This is a genomic window from Litoreibacter janthinus (assembly GCF_900111945.1).
GTDB classification, from domain to species: Bacteria; Pseudomonadota; Alphaproteobacteria; order Rhodobacterales; family Rhodobacteraceae; genus Litoreibacter; species Litoreibacter janthinus.
Window position 1 is genome coordinate 1852456 of the sequence record NZ_FOYO01000001.1, and the last position, 18606, is coordinate 1871061.

The 18606-nt window shown below is 56.9% G+C and carries 21 protein-coding genes and 1 tRNA gene; 15 read left to right on the top strand and 7 right to left on the bottom strand.

What is annotated here, in order from left to right; genetic code table 11:
- Window position 1: 1 nt before the first annotated feature.
- The 3 genes from BM352_RS09335 to BM352_RS09345 are packed head-to-tail and all read right to left on the bottom strand — an operon-like array spanning window position 2 to window position 2372.
- Window positions 2-412 carry a protein tyrosine phosphatase family protein gene (locus tag BM352_RS09335; protein ID WP_090215836.1) on the bottom strand — a complete coding sequence of 137 codons (411 nt, stop codon included), beginning with the start codon at window positions 410-412 and terminating at the stop codon, window positions 2-4.
- 32 nt (window positions 413-444) lie between these two features.
- Window positions 445-1152, bottom strand: coding sequence for a dienelactone hydrolase family protein (locus BM352_RS09340; RefSeq protein ID WP_090215840.1), 708 nt, complete (start codon window positions 1150-1152; stop codon window positions 445-447).
- Window positions 1152-2372 (bottom strand): acyl-CoA dehydrogenase family protein, encoded by a 1221-nt coding sequence (locus tag BM352_RS09345; RefSeq protein WP_090215843.1) that lies wholly within the window; start codon window positions 2370-2372, stop codon window positions 1152-1154. Before BM352_RS09345 ends, BM352_RS09340 begins: the two co-directional genes overlap by 1 nt.
- Before the next feature lie 102 nt (window positions 2373-2474).
- On the opposite strand from BM352_RS09345, the gene BM352_RS09350 reads away from it, so the two are divergent.
- Window positions 2475-3500: a phosphotransferase family protein gene (locus BM352_RS09350; protein WP_217642996.1), complete on the top strand. Its 1026-nt coding sequence runs from the start codon at window positions 2475-2477 to the stop codon at window positions 3498-3500.
- Window positions 3497-5608, top strand: a complete 2112-nt coding sequence (locus BM352_RS09355; protein WP_090215851.1) for a 3-hydroxyacyl-CoA dehydrogenase NAD-binding domain-containing protein — start codon at window positions 3497-3499, stop codon at window positions 5606-5608. Before BM352_RS09350 ends, BM352_RS09355 begins: the two co-directional genes overlap by 4 nt.
- Here BM352_RS09355 and BM352_RS09360 read toward each other — a convergent pair.
- Entirely contained in the window at window positions 5605-6618 is a 1014-nt protein-coding gene (locus BM352_RS09360) for an NAD(P)-dependent oxidoreductase (protein WP_090220054.1), read from the bottom strand. The two genes, BM352_RS09355 and BM352_RS09360, sit on opposite strands and share 4 nt — an antisense overlap.
- Between BM352_RS09360 and BM352_RS09365 the strand changes: the two genes are divergently transcribed.
- Window positions 6577-7314, top strand: a complete 738-nt coding sequence (locus tag BM352_RS09365; RefSeq protein ID WP_090215854.1) for an SDR family NAD(P)-dependent oxidoreductase — start codon at window positions 6577-6579, stop codon at window positions 7312-7314. The two genes, BM352_RS09360 and BM352_RS09365, sit on opposite strands and share 42 nt — an antisense overlap.
- Window positions 7315-7325: 11 nt before the next feature.
- On the opposite strand, the gene BM352_RS09370 is transcribed toward BM352_RS09365, so the two are convergent.
- On the bottom strand, window positions 7326-7541 hold the full coding sequence (locus BM352_RS09370) for a hypothetical protein (RefSeq protein WP_090215857.1): 216 nt from the start codon (window positions 7539-7541) through the stop codon (window positions 7326-7328).
- Window positions 7542-7678: 137 nt separating this feature from the next.
- Between BM352_RS09370 and BM352_RS09375 the strand changes: the two genes are divergently transcribed.
- Window positions 7679-7939: a DUF2312 domain-containing protein gene (locus BM352_RS09375; protein ID WP_090215861.1), complete on the top strand. Its 261-nt coding sequence runs from the start codon at window positions 7679-7681 to the stop codon at window positions 7937-7939.
- A 4-nt stretch (window positions 7940-7943) separates the two neighbouring features.
- On the opposite strand, the gene BM352_RS09380 is transcribed toward BM352_RS09375, so the two are convergent.
- The gene (locus BM352_RS09380) at window positions 7944-8816 is read right to left on the bottom strand and encodes a hypothetical protein (RefSeq protein WP_090215865.1); all 873 of its coding nucleotides are present in this window, start codon (window positions 8814-8816) and stop codon (window positions 7944-7946) included.
- 146 nt (window positions 8817-8962) lie between these two features.
- Here BM352_RS09380 and BM352_RS09385 point away from each other — a divergent pair.
- The 7 genes from BM352_RS09385 to BM352_RS09410 all read left to right on the top strand — a co-directional run bounded on the left by BM352_RS09385 (window position 8963) and on the right by BM352_RS09410 (window position 13170).
- A tRNA-Thr gene (locus tag BM352_RS09385) sits at window positions 8963-9038 on the top strand.
- Window positions 9039-9319: 281 nt separating this feature from the next.
- Window positions 9320-9577: an integrase arm-type DNA-binding domain-containing protein gene (locus BM352_RS19130; RefSeq protein WP_245780949.1), complete on the top strand. Its 258-nt coding sequence runs from the start codon at window positions 9320-9322 to the stop codon at window positions 9575-9577.
- Window positions 9498-10388: a tyrosine-type recombinase/integrase gene (locus tag BM352_RS09390; RefSeq protein ID WP_245780950.1), complete on the top strand. Its 891-nt coding sequence runs from the start codon at window positions 9498-9500 to the stop codon at window positions 10386-10388. The genes BM352_RS19130 and BM352_RS09390 overlap by 80 nt, the downstream gene beginning before the upstream one ends.
- Entirely contained in the window at window positions 10385-11341 is a 957-nt protein-coding gene (locus BM352_RS09395) for a hypothetical protein (protein WP_090215869.1), read from the top strand. Before BM352_RS09390 ends, BM352_RS09395 begins: the two co-directional genes overlap by 4 nt.
- A 126-nt stretch (window positions 11342-11467) precedes the next feature.
- Window positions 11468-11677 (top strand): helix-turn-helix transcriptional regulator, encoded by a 210-nt coding sequence (locus BM352_RS09400; protein WP_090215873.1) that lies wholly within the window; start codon window positions 11468-11470, stop codon window positions 11675-11677.
- Window positions 11670-12095, top strand: a complete 426-nt coding sequence (locus BM352_RS09405; protein ID WP_139229814.1) for a helix-turn-helix domain-containing protein — start codon at window positions 11670-11672, stop codon at window positions 12093-12095. The genes BM352_RS09400 and BM352_RS09405 overlap by 8 nt, the downstream gene beginning before the upstream one ends.
- Window positions 12049-13170, top strand: a complete 1122-nt coding sequence (locus BM352_RS09410) for a site-specific integrase (protein WP_245780951.1) — start codon at window positions 12049-12051, stop codon at window positions 13168-13170. The genes BM352_RS09405 and BM352_RS09410 overlap by 47 nt, the downstream gene beginning before the upstream one ends.
- A 122-nt stretch (window positions 13171-13292) precedes the next feature.
- On the opposite strand, the gene BM352_RS09415 is transcribed toward BM352_RS09410, so the two are convergent.
- On the bottom strand, window positions 13293-13499 hold the full coding sequence (locus tag BM352_RS09415; RefSeq protein WP_090215883.1) for a hypothetical protein: 207 nt from the start codon (window positions 13497-13499) through the stop codon (window positions 13293-13295).
- Window positions 13500-13755: 256 nt separating this feature from the next.
- On the opposite strand from BM352_RS09415, the gene BM352_RS09420 reads away from it, so the two are divergent.
- The 4 genes from BM352_RS09420 (at window position 13756) to BM352_RS09435 (ending at window position 18594) form a co-directional block, all read left to right on the top strand.
- A complete protein-coding gene (locus BM352_RS09420) occupies window positions 13756-14661 on the top strand; it encodes a LysR substrate-binding domain-containing protein (RefSeq protein WP_090220058.1) in 906 nt (301 codons plus the stop codon).
- 117 nt (window positions 14662-14778) lie between these two features.
- Entirely contained in the window at window positions 14779-16308 is a 1530-nt protein-coding gene (locus BM352_RS09425; protein ID WP_090215886.1) for an amidase, read from the top strand.
- Window positions 16309-16312: 4 nt separating this feature from the next.
- On the top strand, window positions 16313-17596 hold the full coding sequence (locus tag BM352_RS09430) for a TRAP transporter large permease (protein ID WP_090215889.1): 1284 nt from the start codon (window positions 16313-16315) through the stop codon (window positions 17594-17596).
- 23 nt (window positions 17597-17619) lie between these two features.
- Window positions 17620-18594 (top strand): TRAP transporter substrate-binding protein, encoded by a 975-nt coding sequence (locus BM352_RS09435; protein WP_090215892.1) that lies wholly within the window; start codon window positions 17620-17622, stop codon window positions 18592-18594.
- Window positions 18595-18606: the final 12 nt, after the last annotated feature.

An 18606-nucleotide genomic window follows, 5' to 3' on the forward strand; every position in this document is an offset into this window, starting at 1 on the left:
CCTAGCCTTTCGCGAGCGCGTCGATCTGGGGACCAAGCTGCGGCATCGGAAATCCGGCGCCGGCTAGGGCGTCCAGAATTTTGTCAGTGGATTGAGAGCCGGCAACTGCCAAGGCCCAAACGATTGCAGAGCGCGTTCCGGACGCACAGTAGGCCAACGTTTTGCCGTCGACTTTCTGCGCCTCGACATTGTCCATGGTGAGTTGCCCCATGACGACAGGATTGTTGGAAAAGCCCAATCCGGCGGCTTTTACGACTTCCTCGATTTCGTCGGGTTTGTCACCGGGCGCGCTTTCGGCGGAGGGGCGATTACAGATAATATGAGTGAAGCCTTCGGCTTTGATAGCTTCAATATCCGAGATGTGGATTTGCGGCGTTACAGCGAAGTCGGGGGAGAGTGTACGAATGTCCATGTCTACCAATTACTGCGGTATGAGGGGGACGTCTAGCTTTGTGCGAAGCGTTCCGTCAGGAAAGCTTGCATGGCGGCAAATGCGCGGTCGTTTGAGGACGGGACATAGGCCATGCCTGCTTTCGGATTTTGCGCATTCGGGTTGGTGAAGGCGTGACTTGTGTGCCCGAAGGCAAGGATTTGCCAATCGTCGCAATGCTCGGTCAGCTCAGTGGCAAGACCAACGGCCTGATCCGGCTTGGCAAGGGGGTCGTCCCAACCGTGCAAGACCAGAACCGAGGTGTTCATTTTCGAACAGCCAGAGGGTGGGGCGTCGAATATGCCGTGGAACGGTACGACGCCGGACAGCGACGCGCCGGAGCGGGCGAGGTCCAGAACCGCCTTGCCACCAAAGCAGAACCCGATCGCGGCCACGCGGTTCGCATCGGCGTCGGGCAGCGCGCGCGCAGTGTCCAATGCCGACTGCATCCGCACGAGCAGCGTGGCGCGGTCTGCTTGAAGAACATGCATCAACTCGGACGCATGGGCTTCGTCGCGGGCGGTGCGGCCTTCACCGTAATAATCCACGGCGAAGCCGATATAACCCAAGCTTGCCAACCAGTCGGCCTTACCACGCGCGAAATCGTCGAGCCCACCGAACGCAGGTGTGACAATCACAACGGGGTGCGGGCCAGCGCCTTTCGGGTAGGCGACATAGCCGACACAGGTGGTGTCGCCAGCGGTATAGCGAAGTTCTGACATCAGACTTTCTCCTGTGTATATTTGCGAAGCTCTGCGCGGGCCACTTGACGGCGGTGAACGGCATCGGGGCCATCGGCCAAGCGCAGGGTGCGAAGGTGGGCCCACTGGCGGGCGAGGGGGGTGTCTTGTGAAATGCCTTGCGCGCCAAACATTTGCACGGCTTGGTCGGTAATCTCGAGCGCGATGCGTGGCGCTTCGACTTTGATCTGGCTGATCCACGGCGCAGCAGCGCGCGCGTCACCCTGATCCATCATCCACGCGGCTTTGAGGCACAACAGCCGAGCCTGCTCGATCTGCATGCGGGCATTTGCGATGTAGTCGAAATTGCCACCAAGTTGCGCCAGCGGTTTGCCAAACGCCTCGCGGGCCAGAGACCGTCGAACCATCAGTTCCAAGGCCTTTTCCGCCATGCCGATGGCACGCATGCAGTGATGAATGCGACCGGGCCCAAGGCGACCCTGCGAGATTTCGAACCCGCGCCCCTCGCCCAAGAGCATGTTTTCTGCAGGCACGCGCACATCGGTGAAACGGATATGCATGTGGCCGTGCGGGGCCTCGTCGTCGCCGTAAACTTCCATCGCGCGGAGCTTCTCGATGCCGGGCGCATCAGACGGGACGACGATCATGGAATGCTGCTGATGCTTGGGGCCTTCGGAGGACGTGCGCACCATGACAATATAGACCGCGCACCGCGGATCACCCGCGCCTGTGGCCCACCACTTTTCGCCGTTCAGCACGAAGTCGTCGCCATCGCGCACGCAAGACAGCGCAATGTTGGTGGCGTCGGAAGAGGCCACGTCAGGCTCTGTCATCAGATAGGCGGAGCGAATTTCGCCCGCGAGCAACGGGGCGAGCCACTGCTGTTTCATTGCTTCGGTGCCGTATTTCTCGAACACCTCCATGTTGCCAGTGTCCGGCGCGTTGCAGTTAAAGGTTTCTGGGGCGAGATGGGCTTTTCCCATCTCCTCGGCCAGATAGGCGTATTCAACGGTCGACAGCGCGTGACCCGTAACAGGTGACCAGAGATTCCATAGCCCTGCCGCTTTGGCATTCGACTTCAAACCTTCGATAATCTCGCTTTGGCGCGGCGTGAACTGCCAGCGATCACCAACCTCGACTTCGGCGAAATACTCGGCATCCAGCGGCGCGATATTGTCGCGGACCATGGTTGCAACCGCGTCGCGAATTGGCCGGAGCCTCGCGCTAATTCCCAAGTCCATATCGTGCCTCCTCCAAGTTGCATTGAAAGTCGGCGGCGGAGCGGTGCTTGTCAATCGCACAAAGCGGAGTAAGGTCGTGATATGGGCGGGACCACAGATTTAATGATAGCCAGTTTAACCCCCTACCTTAAGGCGCATGCGCCCGAGTTGGGGGCGGTCCGACGTCTTGAAAAATTCGGGACCGGGCAGTCTAACCCTACATACAAAATGACCACCGACGCAGGGACTTTCGTTCTGAGAACCAAGCCCCCCGGCTTGCTGCTAAAATCCGCCCACCTTGTGGAGCGCGAGTTCGAGGTGATGGCGGGCTTGGCGCAGACGCGCGTTCCTGTTCCTAGAATGCTGCATTTGGCTAACGACGAGCAATCCCCCTTGGGGCGCGCATTCTTCGTGATGCAATATTTGGATGGGCGGATTTTCTGGGATCCAAGCTTGCCAGATATGCCACAGACTGAACGTGGCGCGATCTATGACGCGATGGCTGATGCCTTGGCCGCCCTTCATAGCGTCGATGTGGCAGAGGTGGGTCTGAGCGATTTTGGCAAACCCGGCAATTACTTCGCGCGTCAGATTGACCGATGGTCGCGACAATACCTCGCATCGGTCGATACACCGGATCGGGGCATGACGGGGATCATGGCATGGCTGGATCTTCACTTGCCCGAAGATGACGGACAAATCGCTTTGGTGCACGGCGACTATCGGCTCGACAATATGATTTTCGCACGCGACACGCCCGAGGTGATAGCCTTGCTTGATTGGGAACTCGCGACATTAGGCCATCCGCTGGCCGATCTAGCGTATCAATGTATGCAATGGCGTCTGCCTTACGAGGGCGGTATGCGCGGGCTTGGCGGCTTGGATCGCGCTGAATTGGGGCTTCCGACGGAACGTAACTACATCGCGCGCTATTGCGCACAGCGCGGCATCACGCCACCTGAAAACTGGCCGTTCTACCTTGTGTTCAGCTACTTCCGGCTGACAGCTATTTTGCAAGGCGTCGTCGCACGGGCGCAGGGCGGGAATGCCTCCAATCCCGAAGCTGCGCAAAAATACGCCGCTGCAATCCCCATCCTGATCAAACAGGCAGTAGACACTGCCCACGAACCAAGCGAAAAAGCTTTATGAAACAGGCCCCAAAACACCCCGTCCGGCTGGAGCGACAAGGAAATGTCTCCCTTATTGTGATTGAAAATCCGCCGGTCAATGCGCTGGGCGCAGCCGTGCGTCGTGGCATTGCAGCAGCGCTGAACGCAGCCTTGTCCAACGACAAGACTGACGCCGTGGTCATTGCCGCAAACGGGCGCACCTTTCCAGTTGGCGCCGACATCCGCGAGTTCGACATGGCACCGCAGCAGCCCTCGTTGAGCCAATTGTGCAGCTTGGTTGAAGACGCCCGCAAGCCAGTCATAGCTGCCATTCAGGGAACAGCGCTTGGCGGCGGGCTGGAATTGGCCATGGCCGCGCATTACCGGATCGCGTCGAAGGATGCTCGGATGGGCTTGCCCGAAATCAAGCTTGGCACTTTGCCGGGGGCAGGGGGCACACAACGCTTGCCACGACTTATCGGGCCGGAATTGGCGCTCGATATGATGTTGACGGGTAGCCAGGTCAGCGCAGGAATTGCCGCTGAAATGGGGCTGATTGATCTTGTGACCAGCAACGACCTGCGGGCGGAAGCGGTGGCCTTTGCACGCTCGGTCAAAGAGCCGCGGCCCACGTCGCAAAACCGAACCCATTTGAGCGATGGATCTGCATATATGGCGACTGTTGCCGCGCGCCGTGCGCAGGTGAAGATGGAGCTTGGTGCAGATGCGCTTGCGCCGAACAAGATCATCGACTGTGTCGAATCTGCATTGCTTCTGCCCGTTGAGACGGGCCTTCAGGTCGAACGTTCTGCCTTTGAGGATTGCATCGCGTCACGGGAAAGCGCGGGCTTGCGACACGCCTTCTTTGCCGAACGAGCGGCCGCAAAATTTCCTGAAGCTGCGGAAGCGAAGCCCGAACCTGTTGACCGGATTGCAATTGTCGGTGGCGGACTAATGGGGAGCGGAATTGCCATCGCAGCCCTCCAGAGCGGCTTTGCAGTGACACTGGTCGAGCAAGGCGAAAGTGGCGTGAATGCCGCGTTGGAGCGCATCGGCGCGTTTTATGAGCGGTCGGTAGCGAAGGGCCGCTTGTCTGAAGCCCAAGGGGCCGCCGCGCTGACGCATCTACAACTGACTAACAAGCTGGATGGGTTGGGTGAAGCTGATCTTATTATCGAGGCCGTGGCCGAAGATTTTGATCTTAAGGCGGGCATTCTGTCGGAAATTGGCTCTCTGGCGAAGCCCGACGCGGTGATCGCTACCAATACGTCCTATCTGGATCTCGCGGCTTTGGCGGCAACCACTGGCCGCGCAGCGAACACAATCGGGCTGCATTTTTTCGCGCCTGCACAGTCCAACGCCTTGGTAGAAATCGGCGTCCACGACACCGCATCGCCGCAAGCCGTCATGACGGGATTGGGCTTCGTGCGGGCCTTGGGGAAAACGGCTGTGCGTGCGCGGGTCCACGCTGGCTTTGGCTCTGGCTATATCGGGAACGCGATTCTTGAAGCCTATCGCCACGCGGCGGACCTCATGCTCGAAGACGGGGCGACACCTGCACAAATCGACGGCGCGATGCGATCCTTCGGGTTTCGGCTTGGCCCCTATCAGGTGGCAGATATGTCCGGCCTCGATATTGCCTATGCACGCCGCAAGTCCAAACCGCGCGACCCTGAGGCCCGATATGTCGAGATCGCCGATAAAATGGTCGAGCAAGGGTGGCTCGGACAGAAAAGCGGTCGCGGCTACTACATCTATATCGACGGGCAGCGCCAGGGCGTGCCGAATGGCGACGTCCTCAAGCTCATCGCGGAGCACCGGGCGAAACTTGGGATCACTCCGCGCAAGTTCACCGACCGCGACATTCGCGATCGTATTCTGTTAGCTATCGTGAACGCTGGGGCGCGCCTTTTGGGCGAAGGCGTCGCGGCGCGCCCGAGTGATATCGATACGGTGATGATTCACGGGTTCGGTTACCCGCGCGGGCGAGGTGGGCCGATGATGGACGCCGACGCAACGACCCCGTCGATCATCGCGTCGCGCCTGTCGATTTTGGCGCCGGAAGAACCGACGCTCTGGGGCGCTGCGCCCGTCTTGACGATGCTCGCGCAGGAACGCCAGAAATTTGCAGACTTGAACACCGCCTAGGCTTTTTCGACCGCGTTTGCCTTGCCGATGTAGTCGACCAGATGTGGGACGTAGTCCTCTGGCCCGTCGCCACCAGTACTGAGGGCGAGAGCGAAGCTATTCTTCACAGCACTTCCAACCGGATTGGCGATGCCCGCACCATCTGCCATCGACGCCAGATACCGCATATCTTTGTAAGCGTTGGTGAGGGTGAACTTATGTGCCTCTCGGTTGCCCTCTAGGCTGTACCCCATGAAGGTCTGGTAGAAGCCGCAATCCATGCGGGAGCCGCGAATGACGCTATCGAATTGCGCTGTGGTGATCCCGACTTTTTCCGACAGCGCCAAGGCCTCGGAATACATGGCGGCATAGCCCATTGCTAGGAAGTTGTTCAGCAGTTTCATCTGGTGGCCTTTGCCAATAGCCCCCAAATGCACAACGCCGCCGCCCGCCCACGCATCTAGCACTGGTTCAAGCCGAGCGAAGATTTCGTCGGTTGCACCCACCATAGTTGCAAGCTGGCCCGCTTCGGCCTGCACCGGCGTTCCCCCTAAAGGCGCATCGGCCAAGTGGCAGCCTTGCGCGTCGAGCAGCGCCGCCAGCTTTTCTGTCGAACCCGGATCCGAGGTTGAGCAATCGACGACGACCGTGCCCTTCGCCATCGCTGGCAGTAGCTCGGCAATTATCGCCTCTACCTGCGGTGAGCCGGGGGCGCAGATGTGAATAATGCTGGACGCCCGCGCAAGGTCAGGCAGGGTTTGCACCTCGGTCGCGCCACTATCCACAAGGTCTTCCACCGCGTTGCGGCTGCGATGTGCAATCACTGTAAGTGGATAGCCCGCCGCCATAATATTCTTAGCCATGCCATGCCCCATAAGGCCGACACCAACGAATCCGACACTCTCTTTGCTCATTGCAATTCCTCCCTTTGCGGGGGAGTGTGACCGCTGCCGACGCCCCGTGCAACCTGTCCAATCAAGGAGTTCCCGATGTCCGAATTTGCAATCTATCCCAGCCTGAACGGCAAACATGTGCTGGTCACGGGTGGCGCATCAGGCATTGGGGCGCTTACGGTTTCGGCTTTTGCCCAGCAGGGCGCGCAGGTCAGTTTTTTGGATCGCGACGCCGAAGCGAGCGCAGAGGTTTCCAAAGAAACGGGCGCGCAACACGCGCTGTGCGATCTGCGCGATATTGAGGCAATGCAGGCGGCGATTGCGTCACTGGGCAGCTTCGATGTGCTGGTCAACAACGCTGCCCGCGATGATCGGCATGACTGGCGGGACGTGACACCAGAATACTGGGACGAGCGCATGCAAACCAATCTGCGCCACATGTTCTTTGCGATACAGGCGGTGGCTCCGGGCATGATTGAGGCGGGCGGTGGCAGTATCGTCAACCTTGGTTCCAACTCTTGGTGGGAAGCGGGCGGCGGTTTTCCGGCTTACACCACCGCCAAAGCAGCGGTCCACGGGCTGACCCGAACGATGGCACGCGATCTGGGCGGACACCGTATCCGCGTGAACACTGTGGTGCCCGGGTGGATCATGACAGAGCGACAGAAGCAGCTATGGGCCACGCCGGAGGCTTTGGAAAAGCAGCGTCAAAGGCAGTGCCTGCCGGATCTTATTGATCCGGTATATGTGGCGCGTATGGTGCTGTTTTTGGCGTCAGATGATGCCGCAATGTGTTCGGCCAACAACTTCATGGTCGAAGCAGGCTCAATCTAAGCGAGGTGGTTCTAGGCGAGGATAATTCCCAGCACAACCATCATCAAACCGACCGCAGACAGAAGCAAAGCGCCTAGGTTCAGGCCCACGGTGGTCTGCATGACGGCGCGCAACTCTTCGTCGTTCAGGCCCTTCTTACGGGCGCGCGCGACCTTAAGGATGCACCAGATCAGGCCGACAAGCCCCATCAGAGTAATCACGGCCCCGAGGGGGATCAGATTGGACATGGCGCAAGCTCCTTGGTGTGCGTGGCGGTGGCCTAGCCTAGTCGGGGCTACATCGCAACCGTTTGCACCTTGAAGGCGGGGGCGGGGCTTAGTATCTCGTGGGCTCTGACCCATTCAAGCCCCAAGGAACCGAGCCCATGTCTGACACCTCCGTCATCGATAGCACCTACCGTGTCACCGCAGATGAGCTGCGCCAGTTCGTGGAACGCTTCGAGCGCCTTGAGCAGGAAAAGAAAGACATCGCCGACCAGCAAAAAGAGGTGATGGCCGAGGCCAAAGGTCGTGGATACGACACCAAGGTGCTGCGCAAGGTTATGGCGCTGCGCAAGCGGGATCCTCAGGACATCTCGGAAGAAGAAGCGGTTCTTGAACTGTACAAAGAAGCGCTTGGGATGTGATGGTTTAAGGGGTCAGGAAGCTGACGCCGGGCATCTTGTCCAAGGCTTCCAGATCCCGCTCATATAGCTCTGACAATTGGGCCACATAAGGTTCGGTCCAACCGGGCAAGTCAATTTCCTGTTCCAGTGCATCCCCACCGAACTTGTCCAAGAACGCGGCAACGATCCGCTGGCGCTGGTTTTCCGTCTGCGGTGGATGGGTGTCCAGATAGGTCTCTAGGCGGGTAAGTCCGCCACGGCCGATGATTGTTCCCAAAAAATCGTTCACTCCGTCAAAAGCAAAACCGTCCGGCGTTCGGGAGATTGCTTTTAGCACGTGTGGCCAAAGCAATGGCGTATCCTCGTTGCACCAAACAGTAATCGGGGCGTCCGGCACCATCGTGCGCATCCGCGATATCAGATCGGACCAATGCAAGGTCATCGGGTCAGATCCATCAAGAAATGTTTCGAAATTGGGATCCTTCGCCCGCTCGAACACGGCAGGGATGAAGGTTGCCGGATCGCGGACGGCGATGCAAAAGCGCACATCCTGACGCGAAAACAGATTTCGCAGGCGCGCGGCCTTGAAGCTGGCGGTCGGGTAGAGGTGGCCGTTGCCGATGCTGCGCCCAGGGACGCAGAACAGGCTTTCATGGCTTAGGATGACCCGTTCAGCATGATCTTCGTCCATAATACTGTCCAAGAGCGCTTCTTGCGTCTCGATCGGAGCCACATCTCCGACCAAGGCTTGCATGGTCTCCCGAATGGCAGGCCGATAGCGCGACGGCTCCGGGATCACTATGCCAAGCGCACTCAGTTGGTCCTTGTTTTTGTACAAGCACTTTAAGAGGTTGTCTTCGTCCGTGCTGTGAGCGCCGACGTGCAGAACGATTTCCATGCGAGCAAGGCCTTGCGTCTTTCTAGGGTAGCATTTCTTTATCGGTACCCCAGCTGGCAATCAAACGCGAAAGCAACGAGAGGCCGGGATTGTTGCATTTACGGCCTTGCGAAGTCAGCGCAGGTCGATTTATAAGCGCGCGCAGTGCCCCTATAGCTCAGCTGGTAGAGCAACTGATTTGTAATCAGTAGGTCCGCGGTTCGAGTCCGTGTGGGGGCACCATTTCCATATCCAGATTTGTCCGATGACATCCGAAAAGCCCTGTGTTATAAGGGGTTTGCGCTGCCCCTTTGTCCGGCGCCGTCCAATGGTGTTTGATGTGATACCCCCAGTTTGGGGGTGTTTGTGGGGGTATCGAGATTGAGTCGGAAAAGTGATACCCCCAACGATGCCATTGTCAGATGTTCAAGTTCGCAACTTAAAGCCCCGCGAAAAGGCCTACAAAGTCTCAGATTTCGAAGGTTTATTTGTTTTGGTCAAAACTTTGGCAGTTCAAGTACCGGATGGGTGGCAAGGAGCGGCTGCTATCTATAGGCGTGTATCCCGAAGTTAGTTTGGCGCAGGCGCGTAAGGCTAAAGAGGGCGCACGTTCAAGTGTAGCGGAAGGCATCGACCCCAGCGAAGCTAAACAAGAAGCAAAGCGGTTGCGGCTTGAGGCCAAGGGCCAAACTTTCGAGAAGATTGGCGCGGCGTTTCTGGCCAAGCAACGCAAAAGAGGGGAGGTCGGTGGCTACGCTTTCCAAGACAGAATATCACCTTAATTTTGCTAACCGTGATTTTGGCCGCAAGCCTGTAACCGAAATCACCGCGCCCATGATCCTTAAAACCCTGCGCAAGGTGGAAGCTAAGGGCAATTATGAAACCGCGCACTGCCTGCGCGCCCGTATCGGATCGGTCTTTCGCTATGCGGTGGCGAGTGGCGTAGCCGAGACAGACCCGACCTATGCGCTGCGCGACGCTCTGATCCGTCCGACCCGCGTGCACCGCGCCGCCATCATCGAACCCAAGGCGCTGGGCAGGCTTATGGCCGAGATCGACGGTTTCGATGGGCAAGCGACAACGCGGATTGCCTTAAAGCTGCTCGCCATCCTCGCACAAAGGCCGGGGGAGGTCCGCAATGCCAAGTGGGAAGAATTCGATCCGCGCGAAGCCGTCTGGTCGATCCCCGCCGAAAAAATGAAGATGCGTCGAGATCACAACGTTCCGTTGCCCAAGCAGGCCTTGGCGTTGCTAGACCAGCTGCGCGCTATGAACAACGAAGGCGACTATTTGTTTCCATCGCTGCGCACATGGACCCGTCCGATGTCTGAAAACACCCTAAACGCCGCGCTGCGCCGAATGGGCTATGCCGGCGATGAAATGACTGCCCATGGTTTTCGCGCCTCGTTCTCAATTCTCGCTAACGAAAGCGGCCTATGGAACCCTGACGCCATTGAGCGCGCCTTGGCCCATGTCGAGAAGAATGAAGTTCGTCGGGCCTATGCGCGGGGCGAGCATTGGGAGGAGAGGGTGCGGCTAGCTAGTTGGTGGGCAGACCAGTTGTTAAGTTATGAAAAGAGAGCGAAAACATGAAAGTTTGGGATAAAGAGGTACTCGTTGAAGAAATACTAAGGCGGACTCTCGAGGATCTGTATGATTGGACACCCGCAGTTCTAATGCCAGGGATCGGGCCGCAACACCCGGAGGTCCACTTTGAATTCAAGGAAAGACTGGCGGCATACCGCTCCAACGTCAACTTGATGCTGAGCCGCAAGCCTATTGAAGAACTCAAGTCTGACTATCTGATGAGTGTGGGAAGCACATTGAATCCACTGACAAAGCCTCACGGCATCCACTTTGAGCTCGTCAACGAGCTGAAGGGCATCAGAAAAACTCGCCCTCCTTGGTTTGGCGCGGGCTGGAGTGAACGAGCCCATCTTTTAGATGTCGACTACTGGGTCGCCGCGGCGACCGTGGAGATCAGAGAAGCGGCATTAATGCTTGTTGGCGTTGATCCCAGAAGAGCAAATTTCGAGGCACTTTTTCAAGCCTATGGTCTTGATCCGCGAACTGACGAAGTTCTCTATTTTTTGGAAGAGTACTTTGACCTTCTCGATCGCCGGTTTGGAGAGCTCACTGAACCCCCAGTGGGCATAGCAACAGTGGAACTCTATAAATGGGTTGCAGATAGCAACCTGAAAGTATCCGTTCAATTTGAGAGGCTTGTAGAAAGGAAGCTGGGCGCTGGGCCCTATTCTGAGATTAAGTTAGGAGACAAAAATTCTCCAAAGCCCAAGGGCGGATTTCCTTTGATTGACCAAACTGAAAACATGCACGGCAATACTCGTTCCATGTTTCGGAGAGCTTTGATCGCGATGGCGATGGATAAGTACAAGATGGAGACGTCATCTGATGCGGGAAAGGTGGCCAAGGCAATTGTAGATGCCGGTGACTTAATTGGTTTTAACCTAGACAAGAAAACTATGGTCAAGGAACTCCGGGCGGGCTTTGAGCTGTATAAACGCGCCAATCGCGGCGATGATTAATCGTCAATGTGTGATGGAAATATTGATTACTGTATAAATTCAACAGCTTATTTTTTTATTTTGACCACCAAGTTTTCAGTCGAACTTCAATGATCTTGATCGCATCGCAAAAGATGAGGTTACATCATGATAGACAACAATCACTTCCCACGAACAGGCTTCGTCCGGCTTTCTCAGATACTAGCGCCGGGGGGGCCGATTCCGGTGTCGAAATCGACGTGGTGGCAAGGTGTCAAAGATGGACGGTTTCCACGACCTCAGAAATTGGGACCACGGACGACTGTCTGGAAGGTAGAGGACATTCGCGCGCTATTTGAGGGGCAGGCGGGTGAGTAAACGCGCAAACCCGATGGCGGTGAAGTCGGCACTGACTTATGATGTTTCAGAAGCCGCCAAGGCGCTAGGTAAATCCCCTGCGACAATCCGAAATTGGATCAAGGACGGTTTGCCCGTCATGGCAAGGCAAAAGCCGTGTCTGATTTCAGGCGAGGCTATCCGAAACTACCTCAGAGCTAAATACCGCAAAGCCAAGTCGCAGCTATCACATGATGAGCTGTATTGCCTGTCCTGCCGGGCTGGGCGAAAGCCCGTCAGACTGACGGTTGAGGTGATCCCGAATAACACCAAAACAACTCGCCTTAGGGGGCGGTGTGAGTGCTGTGGGGCCGTTTCAACCCGTATCATTTCGAACTCCAAAGCCCACGCATTTGCCCAAACCTTCGACTTCAAAGAAGGCGAGAACAGAGATGCCTAACAGATACCACAACCTCCCACCTAAATTGACACTTACACAGGAGCGCCCATCCATGCGCAAATTCAATGAAGAGAACGAACGCATCAAACGACGCTATTTGCAGTACCTCAAGGCTGCCAAGCGCAAGGATTCCAGCACGGTTCTGAAAGCGGCTGAAGGCATATTGCGATTTGAATCCAGCACAGGTTTTGCCAGCTTCAAACGCTTTCGCATCGAGCAAGCCGTCAAATTTCAGGAACGGTTGAACGAGGAAGTGAGTAAGACGACTGGCCAGCCTCTGTCCAAGTCATCTATTCGCAGCATCTTGGCCGCTAACAAAGACCTGTTCTTTTGGTTGGCAGGGGAAAGCGGTTATAAGAGCCGCATCCGCCATTCTGATGCAGATTACTTCAACATGGACGCCAAGGGAGCTCGTGTTGCCGGCACTTCTCGAGAAACTCCATATCCGTCAATGGAGATGGCGCGTCATGCATTTTCCTACATGCCTGAGGTCACCGACATTGATCGCCGCAACAAAGCTCTCTTTGCATTTCTGATGCTGACGGGCGCGCGGGACGGGGCGGTGGCGTCCTTGCGTCTGAACCATATCAACATGTTCGATAAGTGCGTTTATCAGGACGCGCGGGAGGTGAAGACTAAGGCCTCTAAATCGATCACTACATATTTTTTGCCGATCGATACTGACTATCTGACTTGCCTCAAAGCTTGGGTCGTGTATCTCAAAGAGGTCGCGCTGTTTGGCCCCGACGATCCACTGATTCCACCGCTCAAGATCGAGCCCGTTGAGGGAGAGTTCCAAGTAGTTGGCTTTGAACGCCACATCTATAAAAACGCCAACGCCATCCGCGCTGTGATCAAAGAGGCTTTCCGGCGAGCCGATTTACCGCCATTCACCCCTCACGCTTTCCGCAAGAGCTTGGTGAAGTGGGCGGATACCGCATACCCGACACGCGAGGCGTTCAAGGCCTTCTCGCAAAACATCGGTCATTCTAGCGAGGTCACGACAATTAGTGCTTATTGCCCGGTCTCGATTGAGAGGCAGGGCGAGTTGATTAAGTCGCCACGCAAAGCTTGATTGCGATTGTTTCCATCCGGGACAAATCTTACTCTTGGTGACCTGAGCACCGATAAGATGGCGGAGAGCGGCCATTCGCTGCATTTCGCACATGGGACTTCTTTGTGGGACTCAACCGCCGTTCAGTGGATTGTCATCAAGGTCCGCTTTGTTTGGTTCGCGGCGGCAGCGAGAAACACCACGTTCGGGAACCCGACTTTCTCTGCGGCTATGATGCGCCCTGACCGCGTCAGTGCAAGCTGAAATTCATATGAGACTTTTGCCGGATTGAAGTTTGAATTGGCGCACATTGACTTCGAGTTGATGGTGACGACGTCCAAGCCTTTCATCAGCTGTCGCCATAGAAGAAGCTGGCTTTGCCACTTTGTGTACCCAGGCGAGTTATGAACCAAGCGCTGGCGACGCATAGTGTGGTGTTGAACTCCAGTCTATTAGACATGGTTGGCTCCAGAGGTGCTAAAACCAATCATTTGCCTGTCCAAGATAGCATATGACCATATAAGAGCGGAGTTGGCGCAAGTTATGAACGCGGAGGTAGCGCAAATTTTGCGAAAGGGTTTTCAACAGGGGATCACACTTCGGCACTTGCGTGCTCTTGTTGCGTTGTCGGATCTGAAACTGGTCGCGCGGGTTTCTGAAGCGCTTGGGGTGACGCAGCCAGCGGTGTCAAAACAAATTGCCGAGTTGGAAAAGATCGTTGGCGTGCCCGTCGTGACCAGGGATCGCAACAGGCTTTACCTGACGCCAATTGGCACGAGGCTTGCTGAACATGCGCGTCAGGCGCTTGGGCAACTTGATCGCGCCGCCTTTGATATCGAGGCGATGACAAGCGGTGTCTCGGGCTCTGTTGCGGTTGGTGTCGTCAGTTCCGTTGCGCCGACACTCCTGCCCAGCACGATTTCCTTGTTCAAGCGCAGCACACCACAGGCAAACGTTTCGGTCTCCGAAGGACATTTTGTCGAACTATTGCCGCAACTTGAAGCTGGCGCACTGGATCTGTTGATTGCGCGGGTTTGGCAGCCTCAAGAATTGGCTGGTATTGATCAAATGGCTTTATTCTCTGAACCAGTCGTCGTTGTCGCGGGGCGAGATCATCAGCTTGCACAAGGGACGAGCGTCGAATGGGCGGATGTTGCAAATTTCCCTTGGATACTACCGAAACCAAACTCGGTCGCCAGACAAGCCGTGGATGCGCTTTTTGCCGCAAATGGATTATCGCCGCCCACGAACACAGTTTCATCCTTGTCACTGGCGCTGAATACCGAACTATTACGAGCCATGCCCGCTCTTGGGCTGCTGCCACAGCGGCTGGCGCAGACGCAGGCTGGGCGCGGCGAGTTGGTCACGCTGCCGCTGGATACGCATGATTTGCTTTCAGAGGTGCGGTGTTTCTGGCGAACAGATCAGATTGCACAGAATGCGGCGCTTGTCTTGTTCCTGAAGTGCCTGGAACATGCGACGCAAGATATCAATACCATTCCATTCGGTTAGGGTTTCCGACATATTTTTCATTATTAATTGCCAAGATCATCTCTTAGCTTAACCAAACACACGGTTTGGGAGGGCTATTGTGTCTATTAGTCTCAAGTTAATGAATCGTGCGCGCTCGTGAGCGGCTCCAAGCTTTGCGCGCTCTCCGCTGGTGAGGTTCTAGCCGCTTTTGCGGCCAAATCCCTAACGCCGAGCGAATATCTGGCAGCGTGCCTAGAGCAGATAACACAGTTCAATCCTAAAATTAATGCCTTGGCGGCGATGGACGTCGAAGGAGCTGTTGTCCGTGCCGAAGAGGCGACACGGCGCTGGCAGTCTGACACACCCATGGGGCCGCTGGATGGTCTGCCAATTGGTGTCAAAGATTTGCAGGACACGAAGGGATTGCTGACCACGCATGGCAGCATCCGCGCAAGGGGGCATGTGCCTAACGATGATATGCCAATGGTCGCACGCCTGCGCGCGGCGGGCGCCATTATTTTTGCCAAGACAAACGTTCCCGAGGTGGGGGCCGGAGGAAACAGTCGTAATCCCGTCTGGGGTGCGACAGGCAACCCGTTTGATGCCAATTTGATTGCGGGTGGCTCGTCGGGTGGCTCGGCCGCGGCGCTGGCGGCCAACTTGCTGCCGCTGTGCACCGGCTCTGATACGGGCGGCTCGCTCCGGATGCCCGCGGCCCTTTGCGGCATCGTTGGCTATCGCCCGTCAGTTGGTGTGATCGCCCACCCAACGCGCCCCTTGGGGTGGTCAGGGATTTCGGTGTTGGGTCCAATGGCGCGTACAATGGATGACCTGACGTTGATGCTAGGGGTTTGTCAGGGGCATGATTGGGACGATCCTTTGTCCGTTTCTTCAGTGCCGGATCGCTTCGAAGCATTGCCTCCAGTGTCCCTGAAAGACCTGCGTGTAGGATTCAGCGAAGATTTTGGTGGCGCCCCTGTCGAACCGACCATCCGCCAGACATTTCGTGCCCGCCTTGATCTGCTGCGCCCGCACGTCAAAGAATGCCGCCTTGTTGACCTCAATCTTGGTGATATGGATCGCTGCTTTGATGTACTGCGGGCCGAAAGCTTTGGCGCAGCCTTTGGCGCGGGTGTCCAAGAAGACCCCGACGGCTTCGGCCCGCATATCAAAGAGAATGTTGCGCTCGGTCAGACCATGTCCCTGGCGGATCGCGGTTGGGCGCACAATGAGCAGACTCACATTCTGCGCCGTTTCAACGCGCTGATGCGCGAAGTTGATGTGATTGTGCTGCCGACATCGCCGGTGTCACCCTTTGCGTGGACCCAATCACACCCTGCCCGGATCGACGGGCAGGACATGGACATCTACTATCGCTGGCTGGCGCTGTGCTATCGCGGTTCGCTTAGCGGGGGGCCTGCGATTACGCTGCCTTGCGGACGCGATGCTTTTGGCATGCCCTTTGGACTCCAGATGCTAGCAGCGGTGCGAGGCGACGAACAGCTTCTCAGCGCAGCAAAGGCCATCGAAGGTCTGTTTGCTGCCGAAGCAGAAACGGCACGCCCCTTGGCCGATATGAAGACCCTTGCCCTTTCGAAGATCGATCTGCGGTCGATCGTGACGCACCCGCCGATCCTAGCCGAATCCGGGCAATCGGCGCGCGCGTCCCTGCAAACGGCGGTGTAGCGTGATGTGGTATATTCCGATAGTTTTCATCATCCTGCTGATCAGTGGCACGGCCTTTGCCTATCTCATGGGGGCGGTCTCGGTCCTGACGTTTGTCGCCGTTGATAAAACCCAGTTTCTGTCGGTTCTGCCGCAGCGCATCTTTGCACAGCTCGACGTTTTTGCCTTCATGGCAATGCCGCTGTTTATCCTGACGGCCGAGATTATGAGCCGCGCCGGTGTTACGCGCAGCCTGATCGACTTTGCCATGTCCGTCGTGGGCCGGTTCCGGGGAGGCCTTGGGCACGTCAATATCCTCACCAGCGTATTCTTCGCGGGCATCTCCGGATCCGCCATTGCCGATAGTGCCGCCTTGTCGCGCACATTCGTGCCCGAGATGAAGGCACGCGGCTATGATCCTTACTACGCGGGGGCGATCACAGCAGCTTCTTCCATGATAGGGCCGATCATTCCACCCTCGATCATCATGATCATCTACGGTGGACTGACCGGCTCCTCCGTCGCGGCCCTGTTCGTCGCTGGGGTTGTGCCGGGGCTGTTGCTCGCTGCCGCGCTCATGGGGTTGAATGCGATTATTGCGCAAGTCAAAGGCCATCCGGGCGGCGAGTCAGATGACCTCCCGCGGTTCGTGCCAAGCTTGCTGAATGCAGCGCCCGCCTTGTGCCTGCCGATTGTTATCCTTGGCTCTCTGGTCTTCGGGTTGGCCACACCAACCGAAGGGTCGGCCATCGCCGTGTTTTTCGCGCTCGTGGCGGGCCAATTCTACAAGGGCCTAAGCTGGCGCATGATCGTTGATGCGATTGAGGCCACGGCAAAAATGACCGGAACGATCTTTATCATTCTCGCTGCGATTTCGGTGCTGGGCTATCTGGCGGGGCAGCTTGGGTGGTCTCAGGCGCTGGCAAATTGGGTGGAGTCCTTCGGGCTGACAGGTACGAAATACCTGTTTTTCCTAGTGATCATCTTCCTGATTGCGGGAATGTTCATGGACACGCCCGTCGCCCTCACTCTGCTGATTCCGCTCTTTGCTCCGCAGGCGATGGAGCAAGGCATCAGCTCGATCCAGCTTGGTATCGTGCTGTGCTTCAATCTGTGCATCGGTCTGATCACGCCGCCTTTGGGCAAATGCCTTGTGGTCGTTTCTGCGCTGACAAACCTTAACTACTGGCGGCTGGCCTACGCTGTGCTGCCCTTCATTCTCGTTCAGGTGCTGCTTCTGCTGGCGCTGGTCTACTGGCCCTCGCTCAGCCTGACCTTGCCGCGCTTGTTCGGATTTTCTGTGAACTAATCAAACCTAAGGGAGGACTACCAATGAAACTCAAGACATTCACACTCGCTGCATTGCTAGCGATGGCCACAACTGCGTCCGCAGAGGTCAAAATCGCATTGGACAGCAAGCCGGATCTGGAAACCTCTGGCTCGTATAACTGGGCATATGCCTTTGGCAATGCGCTGAAAGAGGCGGGCATGGAAGTGCGGGAAATGCCGCGCGGTTCTGTGGGCAATGAAGCCGAAAAATTCGATCAGGTCTCAACTGGTCTGCTTGAAGTCTCGCTGTCCGATGTGCGCGCGGTCGCGCAGGTTGATCCATTCATTTATGGCGTCCGCTTGCCCTATATCTTTGACAACATTGACCATATGGACCGGGCAATGGCTGCCGGGGATGTCTACACGCGCATCAACGAAAACCTTGCCAATCAAGACGCAATCCTGCTGGCGCTTGCGCCACTCGGGCCTGCCTCTGGCGTGATCACCACAACCAAGGCCGTGCGCTCGCCCGCAGATATGTCGGACTTGCGGATGCGCGCCTTGGATGATGCACAGATCGCGATGTATCAGGCATGGGGATCGAGCGGCACCATCGTGCCTTGGGGCGAAGTGCCTGCGGGTCTGCAAACCGGTGTGATCGACGGTTACCTGAACTCGCCCTTCATCCCTGTAATGTTTGGACAAACCGACTTCGTGAAGAACTTCGCCACGGCAGATGTAATCTGGCCGCTGCGCGCTGTGATCGTGTCTAAATCGTGGTATGACGGCCTGTCCGATGACGACCGCGCCGCCGTGGATGCCGCCGTTGCAACAGCCGATGCGGCAACCCGTGCATGGCTTGCAGAAGCGTCTGAGAATGGCCTGACAGCGCTTGAAGAAAAAGGCGTGACCGTCCAGCGACTGACCGAAGAAGAGCGCGCTGTCTTCCGCGAAGCCTCTTTGCCGGTCTATAATTCCGACCTGATGTCGGCCGAGGACACGGCTCTGTGGAAGAAACTCTCTGACGAGAACCGCTAGAACGATATGCGC

Coding starts and splice junctions, on each gene's coding strand:
- BM352_RS09335 (WP_090215836.1), bottom strand. CDS start 412: ATGGACATTCGTACACTCTCCCCCGACTTCGCTGTAACGCCGCAAATC.
- BM352_RS09340 (WP_090215840.1), bottom strand. CDS start 1,152: ATGTCAGAACTTCGCTATACCGCTGGCGACACCACCTGTGTCGGCTAT.
- BM352_RS09345 (WP_090215843.1), bottom strand. CDS start 2,372: ATGGACTTGGGAATTAGCGCGAGGCTCCGGCCAATTCGCGACGCGGTT.
- BM352_RS09350 (WP_217642996.1), top strand. CDS start 2,475: ATGATAGCCAGTTTAACCCCCTACCTTAAGGCGCATGCGCCCGAGTTG.
- BM352_RS09355 (WP_090215851.1), top strand. CDS start 3,497: ATGAAACAGGCCCCAAAACACCCCGTCCGGCTGGAGCGACAAGGAAAT.
- BM352_RS09365 (WP_090215854.1), top strand. CDS start 6,577: ATGTCCGAATTTGCAATCTATCCCAGCCTGAACGGCAAACATGTGCTG.
- BM352_RS09360 (WP_090220054.1), bottom strand. CDS start 6,618: ATGTTTGCCGTTCAGGCTGGGATAGATTGCAAATTCGGACATCGGGAA.
- BM352_RS09370 (WP_090215857.1), bottom strand. CDS start 7,541: ATGTCCAATCTGATCCCCCTCGGGGCCGTGATTACTCTGATGGGGCTT.
- BM352_RS09375 (WP_090215861.1), top strand. CDS start 7,679: ATGTCTGACACCTCCGTCATCGATAGCACCTACCGTGTCACCGCAGAT.
- BM352_RS09380 (WP_090215865.1), bottom strand. CDS start 8,816: ATGGAAATCGTTCTGCACGTCGGCGCTCACAGCACGGACGAAGACAAC.
- BM352_RS19130 (WP_245780949.1), top strand. CDS start 9,320: ATGGGTGGCAAGGAGCGGCTGCTATCTATAGGCGTGTATCCCGAAGTT.
- BM352_RS09395 (WP_090215869.1), top strand. CDS start 10,385: ATGAAAGTTTGGGATAAAGAGGTACTCGTTGAAGAAATACTAAGGCGG.
- BM352_RS09400 (WP_090215873.1), top strand. CDS start 11,468: ATGATAGACAACAATCACTTCCCACGAACAGGCTTCGTCCGGCTTTCT.
- BM352_RS09415 (WP_090215883.1), bottom strand. CDS start 13,499: ATGAAAGGCTTGGACGTCGTCACCATCAACTCGAAGTCAATGTGCGCC.
- BM352_RS09430 (WP_090215889.1), top strand. CDS start 16,313: ATGTGGTATATTCCGATAGTTTTCATCATCCTGCTGATCAGTGGCACG.
- BM352_RS09435 (WP_090215892.1), top strand. CDS start 17,620: ATGAAACTCAAGACATTCACACTCGCTGCATTGCTAGCGATGGCCACA.